At 62.9% G+C, this 18,886-nt stretch carries 15 protein-coding genes; 12 read left to right on the forward strand and 3 right to left on the reverse strand.

Features of this window, described 5'->3' with window-relative positions:
• Nucleotides 1-36 precede the first annotated feature (36 nt).
• From WMW70_RS05260 to WMW70_RS05270, 3 genes are all read left to right on the forward strand, one after another.
• Nucleotides 37-1,410: a glutamine synthetase family protein gene (locus WMW70_RS05260; RefSeq protein ID WP_341436433.1), complete on the forward strand. Its 1,374-nt coding sequence runs from the start codon at nucleotides 37-39 to the stop codon at nucleotides 1,408-1,410.
• Nucleotides 1,411-1,483: 73 nt separating this feature from the next.
• Nucleotides 1,484-2,872 (forward strand): aldehyde dehydrogenase family protein, encoded by a 1,389-nt coding sequence (locus WMW70_RS05265; RefSeq protein WP_341436434.1) that lies wholly within the window; start codon nucleotides 1,484-1,486, stop codon nucleotides 2,870-2,872.
• A gap of 8 nt (nucleotides 2,873-2,880) precedes the next feature.
• The gene (locus tag WMW70_RS05270; RefSeq protein WP_341436435.1) at nucleotides 2,881-4,050 is read left to right on the forward strand and encodes an iron-containing alcohol dehydrogenase; all 1,170 of its coding nucleotides are present in this window, start codon (nucleotides 2,881-2,883) and stop codon (nucleotides 4,048-4,050) included.
• 6 nt (nucleotides 4,051-4,056) lie between these two features.
• On the opposite strand, the gene WMW70_RS05275 is transcribed toward WMW70_RS05270, so the two are convergent.
• The 3 genes from WMW70_RS05275 to WMW70_RS05285 form a co-directional block, all read right to left on the reverse strand.
• A complete protein-coding gene (locus tag WMW70_RS05275; RefSeq protein ID WP_341436436.1) occupies nucleotides 4,057-4,830 on the reverse strand; it encodes a M23 family metallopeptidase in 774 nt (257 codons plus the stop codon).
• Nucleotides 4,831-4,840: 10 nt separating this feature from the next.
• Nucleotides 4,841-5,851: a L,D-transpeptidase family protein gene (locus WMW70_RS05280; protein ID WP_341436437.1), complete on the reverse strand. Its 1,011-nt coding sequence runs from the start codon at nucleotides 5,849-5,851 to the stop codon at nucleotides 4,841-4,843.
• A gap of 399 nt (nucleotides 5,852-6,250) precedes the next feature.
• Entirely contained in the window at nucleotides 6,251-6,784 is a 534-nt protein-coding gene (locus WMW70_RS05285; protein WP_341436438.1) for a hypothetical protein, read from the reverse strand.
• Nucleotides 6,785-6,973: 189 nt separating this feature from the next.
• On the opposite strand from WMW70_RS05285, the gene pgm reads away from it, so the two are divergent.
• The 9 genes from pgm to WMW70_RS05330 all read left to right on the forward strand — a co-directional run bounded on the left by pgm (nucleotide 6,974) and on the right by WMW70_RS05330 (nucleotide 18,878).
• Complete coding sequence (gene pgm / locus WMW70_RS05290; RefSeq protein WP_445942109.1) at nucleotides 6,974-8,572, forward strand: phosphoglucomutase (alpha-D-glucose-1,6-bisphosphate-dependent); 1,599 nt, start codon at nucleotides 6,974-6,976, stop codon at nucleotides 8,570-8,572.
• 35 nt (nucleotides 8,573-8,607) lie between these two features.
• Nucleotides 8,608-8,970: a winged helix-turn-helix domain-containing protein gene (locus WMW70_RS05295; RefSeq protein WP_341436440.1), complete on the forward strand. Its 363-nt coding sequence runs from the start codon at nucleotides 8,608-8,610 to the stop codon at nucleotides 8,968-8,970.
• Between the two features lie 83 nt (nucleotides 8,971-9,053).
• A complete protein-coding gene (modA, locus tag WMW70_RS05300) occupies nucleotides 9,054-9,836 on the forward strand; it encodes a molybdate ABC transporter substrate-binding protein (protein WP_341436441.1) in 783 nt (260 codons plus the stop codon).
• A gap of 11 nt (nucleotides 9,837-9,847) precedes the next feature.
• The gene (gene modB / locus WMW70_RS05305) at nucleotides 9,848-10,522 is read left to right on the forward strand and encodes a molybdate ABC transporter permease subunit (protein ID WP_341436442.1); all 675 of its coding nucleotides are present in this window, start codon (nucleotides 9,848-9,850) and stop codon (nucleotides 10,520-10,522) included.
• Nucleotides 10,515-11,600 (forward strand): ABC transporter ATP-binding protein, encoded by a 1,086-nt coding sequence (locus tag WMW70_RS05310; RefSeq protein ID WP_341436443.1) that lies wholly within the window; start codon nucleotides 10,515-10,517, stop codon nucleotides 11,598-11,600. Before modB ends, WMW70_RS05310 begins: the two co-directional genes overlap by 8 nt.
• 314 nt (nucleotides 11,601-11,914) lie before the next feature.
• Nucleotides 11,915-12,433: an Hcp family type VI secretion system effector gene (locus tag WMW70_RS05315; RefSeq protein ID WP_298136559.1), complete on the forward strand. Its 519-nt coding sequence runs from the start codon at nucleotides 11,915-11,917 to the stop codon at nucleotides 12,431-12,433.
• A gap of 208 nt (nucleotides 12,434-12,641) precedes the next feature.
• Nucleotides 12,642-14,684, forward strand: coding sequence for a type VI secretion system Vgr family protein (gene tssI / locus WMW70_RS05320; RefSeq protein WP_341436444.1), 2,043 nt, complete (start codon nucleotides 12,642-12,644; stop codon nucleotides 14,682-14,684).
• Nucleotides 14,674-15,564 (forward strand): DUF4123 domain-containing protein, encoded by an 891-nt coding sequence (locus WMW70_RS05325; RefSeq protein ID WP_341436445.1) that lies wholly within the window; start codon nucleotides 14,674-14,676, stop codon nucleotides 15,562-15,564. Before tssI ends, WMW70_RS05325 begins: the two co-directional genes overlap by 11 nt.
• Nucleotides 15,561-18,878: a toxin VasX gene (locus tag WMW70_RS05330; RefSeq protein WP_341436446.1), complete on the forward strand. Its 3,318-nt coding sequence runs from the start codon at nucleotides 15,561-15,563 to the stop codon at nucleotides 18,876-18,878. The genes WMW70_RS05325 and WMW70_RS05330 overlap by 4 nt, the downstream gene beginning before the upstream one ends.
• Nucleotides 18,879-18,886: the final 8 nt, after the last annotated feature.

Genomic DNA, 18,886 nt, shown 5'->3' on the forward strand with positions numbered 1-18,886 from the left:
CACCGGAGGTCGGCCATAACAACAAAAGGGGTGTTTATGCTCAATCCGCGGGATGTAAAGACCAGCGAGGATGCCAAGCGCATTGTCGAAGAACGTGGGCTCAGTCATATCAAGGTCGGGGTGTTCGATAACGATGGTGTGATGCGCGGCAAGTACCTGAGCCGCAGCAAGTTCTTCTCCGCCCTGGACAGCGGTTTCGCCTTCTGCGACGTGGTGCTGGGCTGGGATGTGAAGGATCAGCTCTACGACAACGCGCAGTACACCGGTTGGCACACCGGCTACCCGGACGCCCCGGTGCGGGTATTGCCGCACACCTGTCGGGAGTTGCCCTTCGAGAACGGCATGCTGCTGTTTATCTGCGAGTTTGCCGAGGCCGCCGAGCAGGTCTGCCCGCGCGCCACCCTGCGCCGTGTGGTGGAGCGCTGCAAGACCATGGGCTTCGATGCCTTTGCCGCCCTCGAATATGAATTCTTTATGTTCGACGAGACCCCGGAGTCGGCCCGGGAGAAGGGCTTTCGCAACCTCAAGCCGTTTACCCCGGACTGGTTCGGTTACTCGATGATCCGCAACTCGGTGCACGCCGAGCTGTACCACGAGATCCTGGCCATGGCCGAAGCCATGGACTTTCCCATCGAGGGCTTGCACACCGAAACCGGCCCCGGCGTGCTGGAGGCGGCCATCGCCTATGACCGTGCCGAAGCCGCTGCCGACAAGGGCGCGCTGTTCAAGACCTTTATGAAGGTGCTGGCCCAGCGCAACGGCCTGATGGCCACCTTTATGGCCAAGTGGTCGGGCAAGTACCCGGGGCAGAGCGGGCATATCCATGTGTCACTGCGCGACCTGGCCAGTGGCAAGTCGGCCTTCCATGACCCGAGCCAGGCGCACAACATGAGCAAGATCCAGCGCCATTTCCTCGCCGGCCAGCAGCGCCTGATGCCGGAATTTCTGTGCATGGTCGCGCCGACCCTGAACAGCTACCGGCGTCTGATTCCCGGTTTCTGGGCCCCCACCGACGCCACCTGGGGCGTGGAGAACCGCACCGCGGCGCTGCGGGTGATTCCCGGTACGGACAAGTCGCAGCGCCAGGAATATCGCCTCGGCGCGGCCGACGGCAATCCTTATCTCGCCCTTTCGGTGGCCCTGGGCAGCGGTCTGTACGGAGTGATGCAGCAGTGGGAGCCGACCGACCCGGTGGTGGGCAATGCCTATGCGCAGAAACACCCGGAACACCTGGCCCTGCCGCGTACCCTGTGGGACGCGGCGCAGCGCCTGAAGGGCTCCACGGCGGCGCGGGAACTGTTCGGCGATGCCTTCGTCGAGCACTTTGCTGCCAGCCGCGAATGGGAAGAGCGCGAGTACCGTCGGCATGTCAGCGACTGGGAGCTGGATCGCTATTTCGAAATTATCTGAATGTCCTCCCTCACCCCAGCCCTCTCCCGAGGGGAGAGGGCTGGGGTGAGGGGCAGCATCAACGGAGCATGCAATGAACAAGCTGCAATGTATTTCCCCCATCGACGGTTCGGTCTATGTCGAGCGTCATCTGGCCTCCAATCCCGAGATCCAGGCGGCCCTGGCCAGGGCCGAGCTGGCGCAGAAGGCCTGGAAGAACACCCCGCTGGCCGAGCGCGTGGCCATCGGACGCAGGGCCATCGCCGCCTTCTGCGCCAAGGAGGATCAGCTGGCCGAAGAACTGTGCTGGATGATGGGCCGGCCGATCCGCTATGCCGCCGGCGAGATTCGCGGTTTTGCCGAGCGCGCCGGCTATATGGCGGATATCGCCGAGAGCGCCCTGGCCGATATCCAGTTGCCGGAAAAACCTGGTTTCATCCGTTTTATCCGCCGCGAACCGCTGGGTGTGGTGCTGGTTATCGCACCCTGGAATTACCCCTATCTGACCGCCGTCAACGCGGTAATGCCGGCGCTGCTGGCCGGCAATGCGGTGCTGCTCAAGCACTCGGCGCAAACCCCGCTGTGCGCTGAACGCATGGTCGAGGCGTTTGCCGAAGCCGGGCTGCCGGAGGGGGTGTTCCAGTACCTGCACCTGAGCCACGCCGAGACCGCGGTGCTGATTCGTGCCCCGACCATCGCCCATGTGGCCTTTACCGGTTCGGTGGCGGGCGGGGCCATGGTCGAGCGGGCGGCGGCGGGTCGCTTTATCAGCAGCGGTCTGGAGCTGGGCGGAAAGGACCCGGCCTATGTGCGGGCCGACGCCGACCTGGGTCACGCCGTGGAAACCACGATCGACGGTGCCTTTTTCAATTCCGGGCAGTCCTGCTGCGGCATCGAGCGCATCTATGTGCATGAAGCCCTGTACGACGCCTTTGTCGAACAGGCGGTGGCCCTGGTCAAACAATACAGACTGGGCCGCTCGGACGATCCCGAAACCACCCTGGGACCCTTGGTACGCGCCGAGGCGGCGGATTTCGTCCGCGGGCAGATCCACGAGGCGATCGAGCAGGGGGCCATGGCCCATCTGGTGCCGGCCGACTTTGCCCTGGACAAGCCCGGCAGCCCTTATCTGGCCCCCCAGGTGCTGACCGATGTGCACCACGGCATGCGGGTGATGACCGAGGAATCCTTCGGCCCGGTGGTCGGCATCCAGAAGGTGCGCGACGATGAAGAGGCGCTGGCGCTGATGAACGACAGCGAGTTCGGCCTGACCGCTGCGATCTTCAGCGCCGATGCCGAAGCGGCCATGGCCCTGGCCGAGCGGGTCGAGGCCGGCACGGTGTTTCTCAACCGCTGCGACTACCTCGACCCGGCCCTGGCCTGGACCGGGGTGAAAAACTCCGGGCGCGGCTGCACCCTGTCCAGCGTCGGTTACGAGCAGTTGACCCGACCGAAATCCTTCCACTTCAAGACCCGGTTATGAGGCCCGCCATGGATATCAATCAGTACCGCATGAACTGGAATTACCCGACGGCGCTGCGGGTTGGCGTCGGCCGTATTCGCGAGCTGCCCGAAGCCTGCCGGCAGCTGGGCATGAGCGCGCCGCTGCTGGTTACCGACCCCGGCCTGGCCACCTTGCCGATGCTCGACCGCGCGCTGCTGCAGTGCCGCGACGACGGCCTGAAAACCGGCCTGTTCCATGGGATCAAGGGCAACCCCACCGGGCCCAACGTGATGGATGGGGTGGCAGCGTACAAGGCCGGCGGCCATGACGGGGTGATCGCCTTTGGCGGCGGCTCGGCCCTGGATGCCGGCAAGGCCATCGCCCTGATGGTCGGCCAGGATCGACCGCTGTGGGATTTCGAGGATATTGGCGACAACGCGGGCCGCGTCAATGTGGCTGGCATGGCCCCGGTGGTGGCGGTGCCGACCACCGCCGGCACCGGCTCGGAAGTCGGCCGCGCCTCGGTGATCACCGATGATGAGGCGCATATCAAACGCATCATCTTTCACGCCCGGATGCTCCCGGCCCTGGTGATACTCGACCCCGAACTGTGTCTCGGCCTGCCGCCCAAGATCACCGCCGCCACCGGTATGGATGCGCTGTCGCACAACCTCGAAGCCTATTGCTCGCCGCTGTTCCATCCCATGGCCGAAGGCATCGCCCTGGAGGGCATGCGCCTGGTCCAGCAGTACCTGCCGCGTGCGGTCAGCCATGGCGCGGATGTCGAGGCGCGCTTGCAGATGCTGGTGGCCTCAAGCATGGGCGCGACTGCCTTCCAGCGCGGCCTGGGGGCGATGCATGCCCTGGCCCATCCGCTCGGCGCGTTGTACGACGCCCACCACGGCCTGCTCAACGCAGTGTTGATGCCCTATGTGCTGGTGGCCAACCGCGCCAGCATCGAGCCGCAGATGGAGAGGATGGCGCGCTACCTGAACCTGGCCAAGCCCGGTTTTGTCGGGGTGCTGGACTGGGTGTTGCACCTGCGCAACGAGGTCGGCATTCCCCATAGCCTCAGCGAGATTGGCATCGACGACAAACGCATCGAACAAGTCGGGCAGATGGCCGAGGTCGACCCCTCGGCGGGCACCAACCCGATTGCCTTTAGCGCGGCGCAGTACAGCCAGTTGTTCGAAAAGGCGCTGCGTGGAACCCTGTAGGCACCGTTAGCGAGCGAACAGTGGATAGGGGTTGATCGCGGTGCCTTTCCACCAGCGCTTTTCGGGGCCGAGGACGAACACCGCAAAATGCAGGTGCGGGGCTAGCGGGTTGGCGTTGCCGGTGACGCCGACGTAGCCGAGCAGGTCGCCGCGCTTGATCGCCTGGCCTTCCACCAGGCCGGCGGCGTAGCCATCCAGGTGCGCATAGTAGTAAGCGAAGGTGGAACTCGGGTCGTATTGATAGAGGGTGAGGCCGCCGGGCTTGCTGTCGAAGAGTTTCACCAGGGTGCCGTCATCGACCGCGTACACCGGGGTCTTCAGCGCGGCCATGATGTCGATGGCCTCATGGCCGCGCGTGGTGCCACGCATGTCGTGGAAGGTGTCCTGCAGTTGCGTTGGGGCAATACCGGCCACAGGGATCAGCAGCCCGCCGGCATGCGCGGGCAAGGGTTCGGTGAACGGATCTGGATCCTGGCTTTGCTCCAGCCCACTGGGCTCAGGGGGCGGCTCAGGGGCCAGGGCCTCGGGGCTGATCGAGGGTTCGACCTGAGTTTCCCCTGACGGCGCATCTGCACTGGCAACCCGTTCTAGTGTCTGTGCAGGCGGCACGGCGCTCGGCTCCTGTGTCCTGGCCGCGACAGTCACGGCTCCATAGGGCAAGGGTTCCAGGGCGGCAGGGGCGAGCGCCACAGGGGCAGTCAGCCGGTCGTTGTGCAGGGCATAGAACAGCCCCGTAGCACCCACCAAAGCACCTACCACGAATATCAGAATGCTCTTCATCAGCGGCGGCCTACTCTTGCAGAAGGGCGGGTAGCCCAGGCGAGACCGAGTGCCCCATGGCCTCGACATTCCAGTTGGTCAGGCGGATACAGCCATGGGACTGAGTCTTGCCGATCTTCGACGGTTCCGGGGTGCCATGGATGCCGTAATGGGGCTTGGACAGGGCGACCCAGGCGATGCCTACGGGGTTATTCGGGCCAGGTGGGATGGTGGCCTTGGCATGGGCGGCGTTGGCGTCCCAGAACAGCTTGGGGTTGTATTTGAACTCGGGGTTTCGTGCCACGCCGAGAATCTTCCACTCGCCGAGCGGCAGCGGATCGCGTCCGCTGCCGGTGGAGGCGGGAAATTGCGCGATAACGGCATCCGCGGCATCGAACAGGGTGACGGTCGAGTCGGACTTGTCCACCACCACCCGCGCGGCCTTGGCCAGGGGCGCGGCCGATGCCAGGTTGGGCACCACTATCGACTCGCCTGCAAGGCTCAGATCCTTGCCCGGGTTGAGTTCGGCCAGCAGCGCGGGGCTGGTGTGGAATTTCTCGCCGAGCGCTTCCAGCGGGTCGCGGTAGCCCAGGGCTGGAAGCCTGGCCTTGTCCATCATGTCGGCGGGAATCTGGACAAAGGGACCGGCGATATCGGCCTCGGTGACCGTATAGGTCACCAGCACAGGCGCTGGATCGCTGTTCAGCGCTGCCCAGGTCGGCTCGTCCATGGCACCGCTGGCGGTCAGGCCGTTGTGTTTCTGAAAGCCGCTGATGGCGATCCGGGTATTCGAACCGAAACTGGCGTCGACCTCGCCGGGAAAGAAGCGCGCGCGATCGAGCAGGATCTGCACGCGCAGTACCGCAGCATTGCGTTGCTTGGGGCCGACATCGCCGCGCAGGCTGGCGTCATTGGCAACCTCGGCCGTGAGCGGCAGCACGGTAGTGCTGGCCGCAGGGGACGTGGCGGTCGCGAAGGCGAAGGAGCTGGTGGCGCTATACAGGGCCAGGGTAATGGCGCAGGTGAGGTTTGTTGTTTTCAAGAGGCGATCCTCGAACGAACCAGCAGGGCAAGTTGCAGCGTGTTCGAGCAGGCTCGACACACTGACGTAGGGGTGTTCTTCAGAATCGACGACCAGAAACTTCAGTGGCGGCTATCGGTATGGGCAGTGGTGGAAAACTGCCTGCAGCGCCCAGTTCCATTCGCCACGGTGCCAATGAGCGCTTATCAAACAGACTATTCCCGCATGGCTGCGTGAGGTGGGCGATTGTTCGCGCACGCTCGGTGGCTTTGATCAGGCCAGGGGGTATGAGTTCCTTCGATAATGGCAATTTGCCTTTATATTGCCGCAGGGAAGGAGCAGTGGGGCGGCGCAGGGCGGGGGTAACCCGCCGTGGTTTGGAGGCTGTCGTTGTCATGGCGGGTTGCAGCCGCCCTGCGGCTATTCTTCGGCCTGAGCGGCCTTGAGGCTTTCATAGGCCGGTGCGGCGTAGATGCCGACTTCCACGGCCAGCTCCATCACCCGCGGCAGGTCGCTGCTGTACACCAGCACGGCCTGTAGCGCGTCGTCCAGCGGTTCGCTGAAATCCAGCAGTACATAGCCTTTGGTTTCCGGCGAGAGGCTGCTGAGTTGCACCTGGATACGGTTCAGCGCCTTGAGCGGCTCGGTCTTGACCAGTTGCTTGGGCTTGAGCACGAAGCTCACGTCGGGGCCGAAGGAGTCGACGATCTGCTGAAACAGCGCATCATAGCTGTCGGCCTGGAACAGCACGGTTTCCGGCAGGCTGCCGACCACCACCCACTCGCCAAGGGGGATGGGGAAGCTGTCGTCGTAGTTGATGTCCGGGTTGGCGGCGAGGAAGGCCTGCGGGTCGGCATAGGCCTGGGCCGCTTCATCGGCGATTCGGGCGACCTCTTCCGGCAGCATGCAGCCCGAGCTTATTTTGCCGATCAGTTCTTCGAGCTGGGCTTTCATCGGTGATTCCTGGCGAGGGGTAAAGGGTCGCAAAGGATAGCCTGGGTGCGCCCTGGCCGCGAGGGCCTGTTAAGCTTGCGCACTTTGTGGACTCGGCAGGCTGTTGAAGACGACCGGCTGCCATCACTCAGGGAGTTATTTGTGAGCGCGCGTATCCATCCTCTGGCCGGGCAGCCGGCACCCGCCTCGATGCTGACCGATATTGCCGGGCTGCTGGCAGCCTATGACGAGCTGCAGCCTGATCCGACCCAGGCCTCTCAGCGTGTCGCGTTCGGCACGTCCGGGCATCGCGGCTGTTCCTTGCAGGGCAGCTTCAATCGCTGGCATGTGCTGGCCATCAGCCAGGCGATCTGTGATTACCGGGTAGCCCAGGGCATCAGCGGCCCGCTGTTTATCGGTGCCGATACCCATGCGCTGTCACAGCCGGCGCTGGACAGTGCTCTGGAAGTGCTGGCGGCCAATGGCGTGCAGACCATGATCTCCGCCGGTGGTGAGTTCACCCCGACGCCGGCGATCAGCCAGGCCATCCTGGTGCATAACCAGGGCCGCAGTTCGGGTCTTGCCGACGGTATCGTCATCACCCCCTCGCACAACCCGCCGGACAGCGGCGGTTTCAAGTACAACCCAACCAATGGCGGCCCGGCCGACAGTGATATCACCAGCTGGGTGCAGAACCGCGCCAACGCGTTGCTGGAAGGCGGCCTGCGCGAGGTCAAGCGCATGCCCCTGGCGCAGGCGCGGCAGGCGGCCAATGTGCAGGAGTACGATTACCTCGGCAGCTATGTGAGAGATCTGGGCAATGTCATCGACTTCGCCCCGATCCGCGCCGCCGGTCTGCGCCTGGGCGTCGACCCGCTGGGCGGCGCAGGGGTGCACTACTGGGCGCGCATCGCCGAGCAGTACGGCCTCAATCTGGATGTGGTGAGCGAGATTATCGATCCGCAGTTCGCCTTTATGAGCCTGGACTGGGACGGACAGATCCGCATGGACCCGTCCTCCAGCCATGCCATGCAGCGCCTGATTGGCCTGAAGAACGGCTATGACATCGCCTTCGCCTGCGACACCGACTACGACCGTCACGGCATCGTCGCGCCGAGCGTTGGCCTGCTGCCGGCCAACCACTTTCTCAGTGTGGCCATCGATTACCTGTTCCAGCATCGCCCCCAGTGGAGCGCCACAGCAGCGGTAGGCAAGACCCTGGTCAGCAGCGCCATGATCGACCGCGTCGCTGCGCGCCTGGGTCGGCCATTGCTGGAAGTGCCGGTGGGCTTCAAGTGGTTTGCCAGCGGCCTGTTCGATGGCTCCCTTGGTTTTGGCGGCGAAGAAAGCGCCGGGGCGACCTTCCTGCGCCGCGATGGCCGGGTCTGGACCACCGACAAGGACGGCATTGCCCTGGCCCTGCTGGCCGCCGAGATGACCGCAGTGACCGGGCGCGACCCTGGCGAGCTGTACCAGAGCCTGAGCGACGAGTTCGGTGCGATTTATGCCAACCGTGTCGACGCGCCCGCTACGCCTGCGCAGAAGAAAGCCCTGGGCCAACTCTCGCCTGCGCAGATCGAGAGCCGTGAACTGGCCGGCGATGCCATCACCCAGGTGCTGGACAAGGCCCCGGGCAATGGCGCGGCGATTGGCGGGATCAAGGTGATCAGCGAAGGCGGCTGGTTCGCCGCGCGGCCATCGGGTACCGAGGACATCTACAAGATCTACGCCGAGAGCTACCGCGACGAGGCGCACCTGCAACGCATCTTCGGCGAGGCGCAGCAGCTGGTCGATGCGGCGCTGGAGTAAGCTCGGCTTTGACGGGCGGGGGAGGGAGCAAGGCGATGCAGCGTCTCGAGGTGAAAATTCGCCTGCATAACGGCAGCGATATCGCGATTGGCCCGGGCAAGGCCGATCTACTCGAGGCCATTGCCCAGCATGGCTCGATCAGCGCCGCGGCGCGGGCTCTGGGCATGTCCTACCGGCGCGCCTGGCTGCTGGTGGAAACCATGAACCGCAGTTTCCGGGAGCCGCTGGTCACCACCCTGGCCGGCGGTAAACACGGTGGCGGCACGCAGTTGACCGCCATGGGCGAGCAGGTGCTGCAGCGTTACCGGCACCTCTGCGCGCAAGCGCTGGCCGCAGTGCAAGACGGCTTTGCCGACCTCGGCGATTTGCTCGCCAGCCCCGCCTCCTCGACGCCTTAAGGCCTCAAGCGCATAGGCAGGTTTTGCTGGACGGCATTTCGTTATATATGGAAGGATATAGCGCTTGTTGAGGAGCTCGCCCGATGATGTTCGGTCTACGTAAACCGCTACGCGCTTTGCTGCTGATGTGCAGCCTCGTCCCGATCATGTCGCTGGCAGAAACGGCGAACGTCGCCGCAGCCTCGAACATGCAGTTCGCGTTGCAGGAGATCGCCGCGCGTTACCAGAAGGACAGCGGTCATTCACTGCGCCTGGTCTTTGGTTCGAGCGGCAATCTCTACCGGCAGATCAGCCAAGGGGCCCCTTTCCAGTTGTTTCTCAGTGCCGATGAGGCCTATGTGCAGCAACTGGCCGCCGCGGGTAAAACCCTCGACGAGGGGGTGCTCTACGGTCTTGGACGCATCGCCTTGATGGCACCCAAGGGGTCGTCGTTAACTCTCGGTGGCGAGCTTCAGGGTTTGACGGCCGCGTTGGCGGAGGGGCAGATCAAGAAATTCGCCATCGCCAACCCGGAGCATGCACCCTACGGTCGCGCGGCCGAACAAGCCTTGCAGCATGCGGGTTTGTGGGACGCGCTGCAGGGCAAGCTGGTGCTTGGCGAGAACATCGCCCAGGCGGCGCAGTTCGCCACCTCGGGCAATGCCCAGGGCGGCATGGTCGCCTATTCCCTGGCACTTGCGCCGGGGGTGGCCGAGCGTGGCGAATTCGTCCTGATCCCTTCGGTCTGGCATCAGCCGCTGCGTCAGCGCATGGTTCTGCTCAAAGGTGCCAGCGCCAGCGCCCAGGCGTTCTACCAATACCTGCAGCAGCCAGCCGCCCGGGCGATCATGACCAAATACGGCTTCGACATGCCTGAGGCCGGGTAGGGGAGGACGCAATGGATTGGCCCGCGCTGCTGCTGTCCCTGGAACTGGCCCTGTGCACCATGCTGATTCTCTTGCCCGTGGGCATCTGGATCGGGCGCAAGCTGGCCTGGAGCCAGTTTCGCGGCAAGAGCCTGGTGGAGGCGCTGCTGGCGTTGCCGCTGGTGCTGCCGCCGACCGTGCTGGGCTTTTATCTGCTGGTGGTCATGGGAGGCAACTCGCCCATCGGTCAGGCCTATCAGGCGCTTTTCGGCAGCCAGTTGACCTTTTCCTTCGCCGGCTTGCTGGTGGCCTCGCTGCTGTTTAATCTGCCCTTCGCCATTCAGCCCATGCAGCGCGCCTTCGAGGCCGTTCCGCGGGATGTGCGCGAGGCGGCGCGCTGCTGCGGCCTGTCGCCCTGGCGGGTGCTGCGGCGCATCGAGCTGCCGCTGGCCTGGCCGGGGATTCTCTCGGCCCTGGTACTGACCTTCGCCCACACCCTGGGCGAATTTGGCGTGGTGCTGATGGTCGGCGGCAGCATCCCGGGGGAGACCCGTACCATCGCCATTGCCATCTACGACCGGGTACAGGCCTTCGACGACCAGGCCGCCGGGCTGATGTCGGCAGTGCTGTTGCTGATTTCCCTGTGCGCCATCGGCCTGTCCTACTTTGCCACCTCGCGCCTGGCAGCGAGGCAGCGCCATGACTGAGGGCCTGCATCTCGACCTGCAGCAGAGCAGCCCGATTCCGCTGGCGGCCCAGCTCAGCTGTGCGCCCGGAGAAGTGCTGGCCTTGGTCGGACCCTCTGGTAGCGGCAAGTCGACCCTGCTGCGCAGCATTGCCGGCCTGTATCGACCGGCTCACGGCAGCATCCGTTGCGGCGGCGAAACTTGGTTCGACAGTGGGCGTGGCATCGCCGTGCCGACCATGCATCGGCGGGTCGGCATGGTGTTTCAGCATTTCGCCCTGTTTCCCCATCTCAGCGCCCGGCACAACGTCGCCGAGGCGCTGCTGGATTATCCGCCGGCCGAACGCATGGCGCGGGCCCAGGCCTGGCTGGAGCGGGTGCACCTGCACAACCTGGGTGAGCGCCTGCCCCATCAGCTGTCCGGTGGCCAGCAGCAGCGCGTGGCGGTGGCCAGGGCGCTGGCCCGCGAGCCCAAGGTGTTGCTGCTCGACGAGCCCTTTTCCGCAGTGGATCGCAGCACCCGCGAGGTCCTGTATGGCGAGCTGGCCGAACTGCGCGAGGAGCTGCGCATGCCGGTGGTGCTGGTCACCCATGACCTGGACGAAGCCACGCTGCTGGCCGACCGCATGTGCATTCTGGCAGCCGGCCAGACCCTGCAGGCCGACACCCCGGATCGTCTGATGCAGGCTCCGGCCACGGCCGAGGTGGCGCGTTTGCTGGGCATGCGCAATATGTCCAGCGGCCGGCTGCTGGGGCATGCTGGCGATCACAGTCTGCTGGCCTGGGGCGATTACCGTCTCAAGGTCCGCGCCCAGCCGCAGCTGGCGGTGGGGCAACAGGTGGCCTGGGTTATGCCGACCTCGGGGGTGCTGCTGATGCCGCTCAATCAGCGCCCGGGTACGCCTCTGGATAACCCTGTGGCGGTGCGCATCGAGCGCCTGCTGTCGTTGGGCGAGCAATACCGGGTGACACTGCTGGCCGGCGCGGAACGCCTGAGCATGAACGTGCCGCGCCATGTGGCGCAGCGTTATGGTCTTGAGGTCGGGCAGGCCATTGACGTACGTCTGCGCGGCGAGACGATTCATCTGATGCCGAGCTAGTGGCCTGCGCCACGGCGATCGATGTGAACGGCCACTGCGCCACTTGTTGCGCAGTCTTCTGTGGATAAGTCTGTGGGTAGCTTGCTCTGTCCATTGCCGTTATGGGGCTGTAGAGGGGCTGGCAGCTTCTTGCGCAGCACTGCGCAAGAAGCTGCTCAGCTTTCAGTGATAGACCGCACTATGTGACCTTTCCATTATTTGTAGTCACGCTAACTGTTTGAAATATATGTATTTTTAATGGCTGGCACGGTTATCGCTCTTAGTCTGGCTCCCGGATCGCTACAGATCCATGACCCAAGGCAAGGAAAGCACTCATGCCAACACCCGCGTATCTGTCCCTCGAAGGCACCAAGCAAGGCCTGATCACCGCCGGCACCTTCACCGAAGATTCGGTCGGCAACATCTTCCAGGAAGGTCATGAAGACCAGATCCTGGTTCAGGCCTTCAACCACCAGGTCATCATCCCGCGCGATCCGCAGTCCGGTCAGCCGACTGGCCAGCGCGTACACAAGCCGCTGATGATCACCAAAGTCTTCGACAAGTCCTCGCCGCTGATCTTCAACTCCCTGACCTCCGGTGAGCGTCTGAACAAGTGCCGTCTGGAGTGGTACCGCACTTCCTCCACCGGTACCCAGGAGCACTACTTCACCATCGAGCTGGAAGATGCCGTGATCGTAGACGTGCAGTCGCGCATGCCGAACTGCCAAGACCCAGGCATGTCGCACTTCACCCACCTGGAAGACGTGTACTTCACCTACCGCAAAATCGTCTGGACCCACGAAGTCTCCGGTACTTCCGGTTCCGACGACTGGCGTACCCCGATCTCCGCCTAAGCACTGGCTGAGTTCGTGTAACACCGCTTCGGCCAGGCATCGTCCTGGCCGTTGCGTTTCAGTCTTGGCATCTATCCGCACGAGCCTCGTAGGGTGCGCCATGGCGTTCCAGGCGGCAGGCGATAAACGTCGGGTACGCCCGGTTATCAGGACGATGTGCTCGTAAAATTGCTGGCTCATTCATGGATCGAAAGAAGAGGAACAACGAATGTTCGCCCCTGCCAACCAGACCCATTTCAGCCTCAGCATCGAAGGCCTCAGCCACGATCTGCAGGTGCTCGAATTCAGCGGCCGCGAGGCGATCAGCCAGCCCTTTGAGTTCGAGCTGGAACTGGTCAGCGAACGTCCCGACCTCGACCTGGAGAGCCTGCTGCATCAATCGGCATTCCTGGCCTTATCCCAAGCCGGCAACGGCATCCACGGGCAGATCTACCGCGTCGCCCAGGGCGAATCCGGCAAGCGCCTGACCCGCTACCACGTGACCCTGCGCCCGCAGCTGGCCTACCTGGCGCACCGCACCAATCAACGGATCTTCCAGCACCTGACGGTTGAAAAGATCATCGGCCAAGTGCTCGAAGAGCACGGCATCCAGGCCAACGCCTACCAATTCCAGCTCGGCTCGATCTACCCCGAGCGCGAGTACTGCGTGCAGTACGACGAGAGCGACCTGCACTTCGTTCAGCGCCTGTGCGAGGAGGAGGGGATTCACTACCACTTCCAGCACAGCGAACAGGGCCATGTACTGGTCTTTGGCGATGACCAGACACCTTTCCCCAAGCTCGCCCCAACTGCCTACCAGCAAGACAGCGGCCTGGTCGCCGACAAGCCGGTAATCAAGCGTTTCGGCGTGCGCGTGGAAACCCGTACCAGCCGGGTGACCCGCCGCGACTACGACTTCGAAAAGCCCAAGCTGCTGATGGAGGCCGAGGCCAAGAGCGAGTTCGTCCCGGACCTCGAGGACTACGACTACCCTGGCCGTTTCGTCGAACGCGAGCGCGGCAAGCACCTCAGCCAGCGTGCCCTCGAACGGCACCGCCACGACTTCGAACAGGCCCAGGGCGAAAGCGACCAGACCCTGTTGGTATCGGGGCACTTCCTCGCCTTCACCGACCACCCGCGCCCCAGCTGGAACGACCTCTGGCTGCTCAGCGAAATCCACCACGAGGGCAAGCAACCGCAGGTGCTGGAAGAGTCGGTCACCGAGCACGGCGAAGCCGATGGCGGCTTCCAGCAAGGCTACCGTAACCGCTTCACCGCCACGCCCTGGACGGTGCCCTACCGGCCGAGCCTGGAACACCCCAAGCCGCGCATCCTCGGCAGCCAGAGCGCCGTGGTCACCGGCCCCGCTGGCGAAGAAATCCACTGCGATGAATACGGCCGGGTCAAAGTGCAATTCTTCTGGGACCGCCACGGTCAGGCCGACGACAAAACCAGCTGCTGGCTACGGGTATCGTCGAGCTGGGCCGGCGACCGCTACGGTGCGATCGCCATCCCGCGCATCGGCATGGAAGTGCTGGTCACCTTCCTCGAAGGCGACCCCGATCAACCCCTGGTTACCGGCTGCCTGTACCACAAGGAACACGTCGTTCCCTACGACCTGCCGGCGAACAAGACCCGCAGCGTGTTCAAGACCCTGAGCAGCCCCGGCGGTGGCGGCTACAACGAAATACGTATCGAGGACAAAAAGGGCGAGGAGCAGATCTACATCCACGCCGAGCGCGACTGGGACGAAAACATCGAGCACGACCAGAAAATCCGCGTCGGCCACGAACGCCACGACACCGTCGAGGCCAACAGCTACAGCGAATTCAAAGCCGAAGAACACCGCACCATCCACCTCGACCGCAAGAGTGAAATCAAAGCCAACGACCACCTTACCGTCGGCAACAACCAGCACATCAAGATCGGTACCGGCCAGTTCATCAACGCCGGTCAGGAAATCCACCTGTCCAGCGGCCAGAAAGTCGTGCTCGAAGCCGGCAGCGAACTCACCTTCAAAGCCGCCGGCAGCTTTATCAAACTCGACGCCGGCGGCATCACCATGGTCGGGCCGATCATCAAATTCAACTCCGGCGGCGGCCCAGGCAGCGGCTCGGGGGCTGCGCCGATTCGGCCGGGCAAGGTCAAAGCGGCGGATGCGGATAAAGCAGGGGAGTTGTTGATTCAGGCGCAGAGGCAGGCGCTGCAACGTAAGCAACCGCTCTGCGTCATCTGCGAAGCCGCCAAGCTGGAGGCCGCAGATGCCGACTAACGATCTGCGTCAACTGCCGCCAGCCTTGCCCTGGGAGGCTCCCGCTTACCTGCTGTTGGACGGCATCAGCGTCGAGACACTGCCGCAACGGCTATATCAGTGGTCCGAGTCGCCCGACTTCGACGTGCTGTACCTAGATACTCCATGGGCTGAGCTGAGTGATGTATCTCCCTGCTTGGTTCGCCTCAGTGGGCAGCAGGACCCAGCACTGGCCGCTTTTCTGGAGAACAGCCACGACGAATGGGGCTACCTGCTGTTCAGTCGTGCCAGCCGGGCTGCGTTGCTCGGCCATTTACGCTGGTTGGTATGCGTGCGCCACCCGCTGGGTGAGGAGATGCTGCTACGCCTGGCCGATCCAGCGGTGATTCATGCCTTGCTTGAGCCCACGATGCGGGGCGCAGATACCACGTTATTTGGGCCCATCGAGCATATTGTTGTCGCAGATAGTCTGCACCACTGCTGGTACCAGCATTTATGCCCAGGCGTGGCACCCACCAATGATCATGGGCGCGCCTATCCGCTCACTGACGAACAGGTGCAGCGTTTAGGTGAGGTCAGTTTTCGCAGCATGCTGATCCGCCTTGATGCACATATGCGTGAGTATTTTCCCGCTTTCCAGCAACCGCTGGATCATGTGCAGCGCTGGCAGTATTTAAAGGCACTGGCCGAGCGTGGCTATGCCCAGGGCTTCCATAGCGAACATGAGATAACCCTCTACGCCAATATCTTCGGCCTTTTGGGTGATGGTGCCCTGCAGGCCCATGCAGACATTGCCGCATTACTGACGCAAAAATCGTCACTCACGCCCTCACAGCGAATTGAACAGGCTGCGGACCTGGCTTACGCCCGTGCCCAGACAGTGGAAAGGACCTCCTCATGACCGGCGGCAACCCCAATCACACCGACAAAAGTAGAGACGACGTAAAAAGCCCATTCGCCTCCTGCCCGCATATGAAAAACAAGGTGCAGCTGTTGCCCTTACGCTATGGCCTGGTTGAACGGCTCGATCCTTCAGCAGAGCTGAGCCTGCCTTACACGCTCAAGTCGCGGCCATTGGGTATTCGTTGGCTCAGAGATGGTTGGCTGTATGTGGTAGTTGGAAAACAACCCAAGGCGATATTGCATGAGTACCGCATTGCCAAGGGGGGCATTACCCAGCTGCTGTGGAACAAGGCCGAGGTCACTGCCGATAAGCGGGAGGCGAGTGTCGGCGAAGCCCAGCTGATTTTCTCCCGCAACGATCCGCTGCATGTGGCCTACTCCGAGGTGCAGTGGACCGCCGCGAAATGCGCTCAGGTGCTAAAGAGCTCTAAAGAGCGTAATCACTTTATGCAAGCCGTAGACCTCGGCCGGGTCGACCCTATTAAGGGGGCCGCGAATTTACTGACCGCAGACCAGGCCACCAAATGGCTTGCCGAGGTAGCAGAGCAGCCAGCCGCGCTGAACGCGAGCCAGGGAACGAAGCCAGAAGAAACTCAGGACTATGCCTGGGAGCAGCCGCCGCTGTTCCAGCAGGCCCAGTCAGGCAGGCTAAAGATGGGCCTGAATGCTGAGTGCAAGCTAGATTATCTCCATCTGGTGGTTCGTGATGATATTGGGGTTCTGCGTGATCTTGCTGCCCATCAAGACCTTGTTGCCGGTTGGATCACCGACTGGAGCAGTGCCGAAACCAACCAGAAGAAGTATGTGGTCGGCTGCTATATCGAATCCTTGTACAGTCTGAACGAGCAGCTTGTGCTCAGCGCCTCCAAGCAGGACCCACGCTTCGCCAAGCTCGAAGACGAAACCGATCCGGTCCAGCGCCAGAGCATCGTCGACTACATCAACGTCAAGTACAAAACCCAGTGGAGCGGCCCCGGCACGCACAGTGGAGCCATCAAGGCTTCGCGTATGCGCATGCGCCAGAGTCTTGGAGCGCCGCTCTATGTCCGCTATGAAGACTTTATCGAAAGCCTCGATGAGAATGCCGAAGATGCTTTGGAAGGCGCAAAGCTGGGACAGAAAGGCATCGATGACCTTATAGATCGCCCCGGCATGGAGGCTTTTCTCAAGCACCAGCGCACCCAGCTCAAACGCTGGAACCAACGGCTTGATCTCATCACCGAAGATCGCATTGCCCTGCTCAAGGCTGAACGCTTCCACCGCGCGGCCTGGTACTTCGACCCCCACTCGAGCGAGCAGGTTGAGGCCGCACTCGCCACTGAGTATGCCTGCCTGAAAGATATATGCCGCACCGACAAGGCCACCGATGCGATGGTCGACCTGCTGGATAAACGCCCAGAACTGAGCTTGCCTGGGTTTTTCACCCTGAGTCACAGTGATCAGATCGATATGCAGGCCAAGCTCTCCAGCTTGATCAAGGGCATACGTGGCGTGGCCATGGCCAGCAATGACTACAGCGGAGCGCAGGAGCTTAGCCTCCAGTTCAAGGGCTTGGTCGAGCAACGGTTGCCGCACATATTCAACCTCAGCGACGCGGCCATTACCTTTGATCAGGTACGCAATACCGTCTACGAGCCGGCCAAACAACTGCGCCTGGCCACCGCTATGGACAGTGCCATGCAAGGCCTGCGCAATGCGGCTCCGCTGGACCCCGGCAAGGTGTTGCGCGCCCTACCGGGGGCGGCGTGGCTGGATGTGCTGCGGGCCTATGGCCAGGGTGGCATCACCCTGGAGTTTGCTTCCGCCAGCCAGATCCAGGCATTTGAGGCAGATACCCGCCAGTTGGCAGAGCTGCGTGGCACGCTTACCGCGCTGAAACATCAAATCAGGCAGACCCTCGCCTTCGAGCGCCGGGGGCGGCTGCCACGCGGCAGCCACCGCAGCCTGCTGACTGAACGCAAGAAGCTGCAATCAAGCCTGCTGCCGCTGGAGAGTCGAGTTGCCACCGCCATCAGCCCGGTTGGTGAGGGCCCGAGCAAAGCTGGGGCCAAGATCAAAGGCCTCAACAGTGCCCAGGTCGCCGAGTTTCAGCGCATGGCCGAAGACTTTCGCCTTAAGCGGCCGTTCCAGGGCTTGAGTGCATCGGTATTCCGCTCGGCCGGAGCGGATATATTTGCCTCGGCCGTGGCGGTTTGGCAGATACGCAATTTTGTTGTGGTGAGTGCTGAGCTAAATAGAAGACCAGAATGGCGTGGGGTAGAGTTACTAGCCTACTTAAACGCTTTCTTTTCAATGGCCGCTGGAGTGTTTGCTGCCGCTCAGGGCATTGCGGTTACCAGCCTTTCGGTGGCAGTGAATAACTACGCCAGTGTCGCCGGTAAAATCACCATGGCCGCACGACTGGGCAAGCTCACCGCCAGTTTTGGTTTGCCCGCGTATTTCTTTAGCCTTACCGCCGCATCCATCAGCTTGAAGGGCAATATCGACAAGTTTAGCGAGGGCCTGCGCCGGGGCGATGCGGGTATGCTGGCGGGTGCTGGCCTGGCCAGCGTGGGCGATGCTGGGCAAGTCGGTATTAACAGCTGGGCCCTCTACCGTTCGGCCGGCATTGTGATTGGCGTGCTAAAGGATACCCAGCAAGCCCGCGCGGCGGCCTGGGCTTTAGCTGGGGGGCGCTTGGTCAGCATCGCCGCACGGGCCAACCTGATTGGCCTGGCCCTGACCGGTCTGCAACTGGGTGGGGAATGGATCTACAACCGCAATAACCTGAGCCAACTCGACGACTGGCTGCAACAAGGTCCCTGGGGCTTGCGCGATGCTCAGCGGCCATTGGCGGCCGAGCATCTGCGCCTGGCCACGATCACCGCTGCGCCAAGCGCGGGTTTGCAACCCGGCAATGCCGCCGGCCTATTTATCCTGCAGGTACCCGGCGTAATTACCGCCGAGCTGGACGATAGCGGCATAAGCCTGGCCGCCTACTGGCTAAGCAACCACCAGCGTAACGATTGGGAGCCCTGGAGCGAGCCACTGCTCTACCAGTTCAAATTACTCAGTAAACTGCACGAGCCGCTGCGGTTGGGGCTGGAGATTTACCCTCAGGAGGCCAATGCCCAGCACGGCCTGGCCATCGAGCTGCGTTACCCGCCTCTGGCAGGCAGCAACGAGGTGCAGACCAAACGCTTTGAAAGCCAGACCCTGAATGTCCAGCAAGGCAAACCCATGGCGGAAGTCGCGCTGCTGCGCGTACGCACCGCTAATGCCCCCAGCCTGCCGCTTACGCTGGATACTCTTGACCTACCTGCCACCAGCTAAAGGACCCA

It is taken from the genome of Pseudomonas sp. XK-1 (assembly GCF_038069885.1).
Lineage (GTDB): Bacteria > Pseudomonadota > Gammaproteobacteria > Pseudomonadales > Pseudomonadaceae > Aquipseudomonas.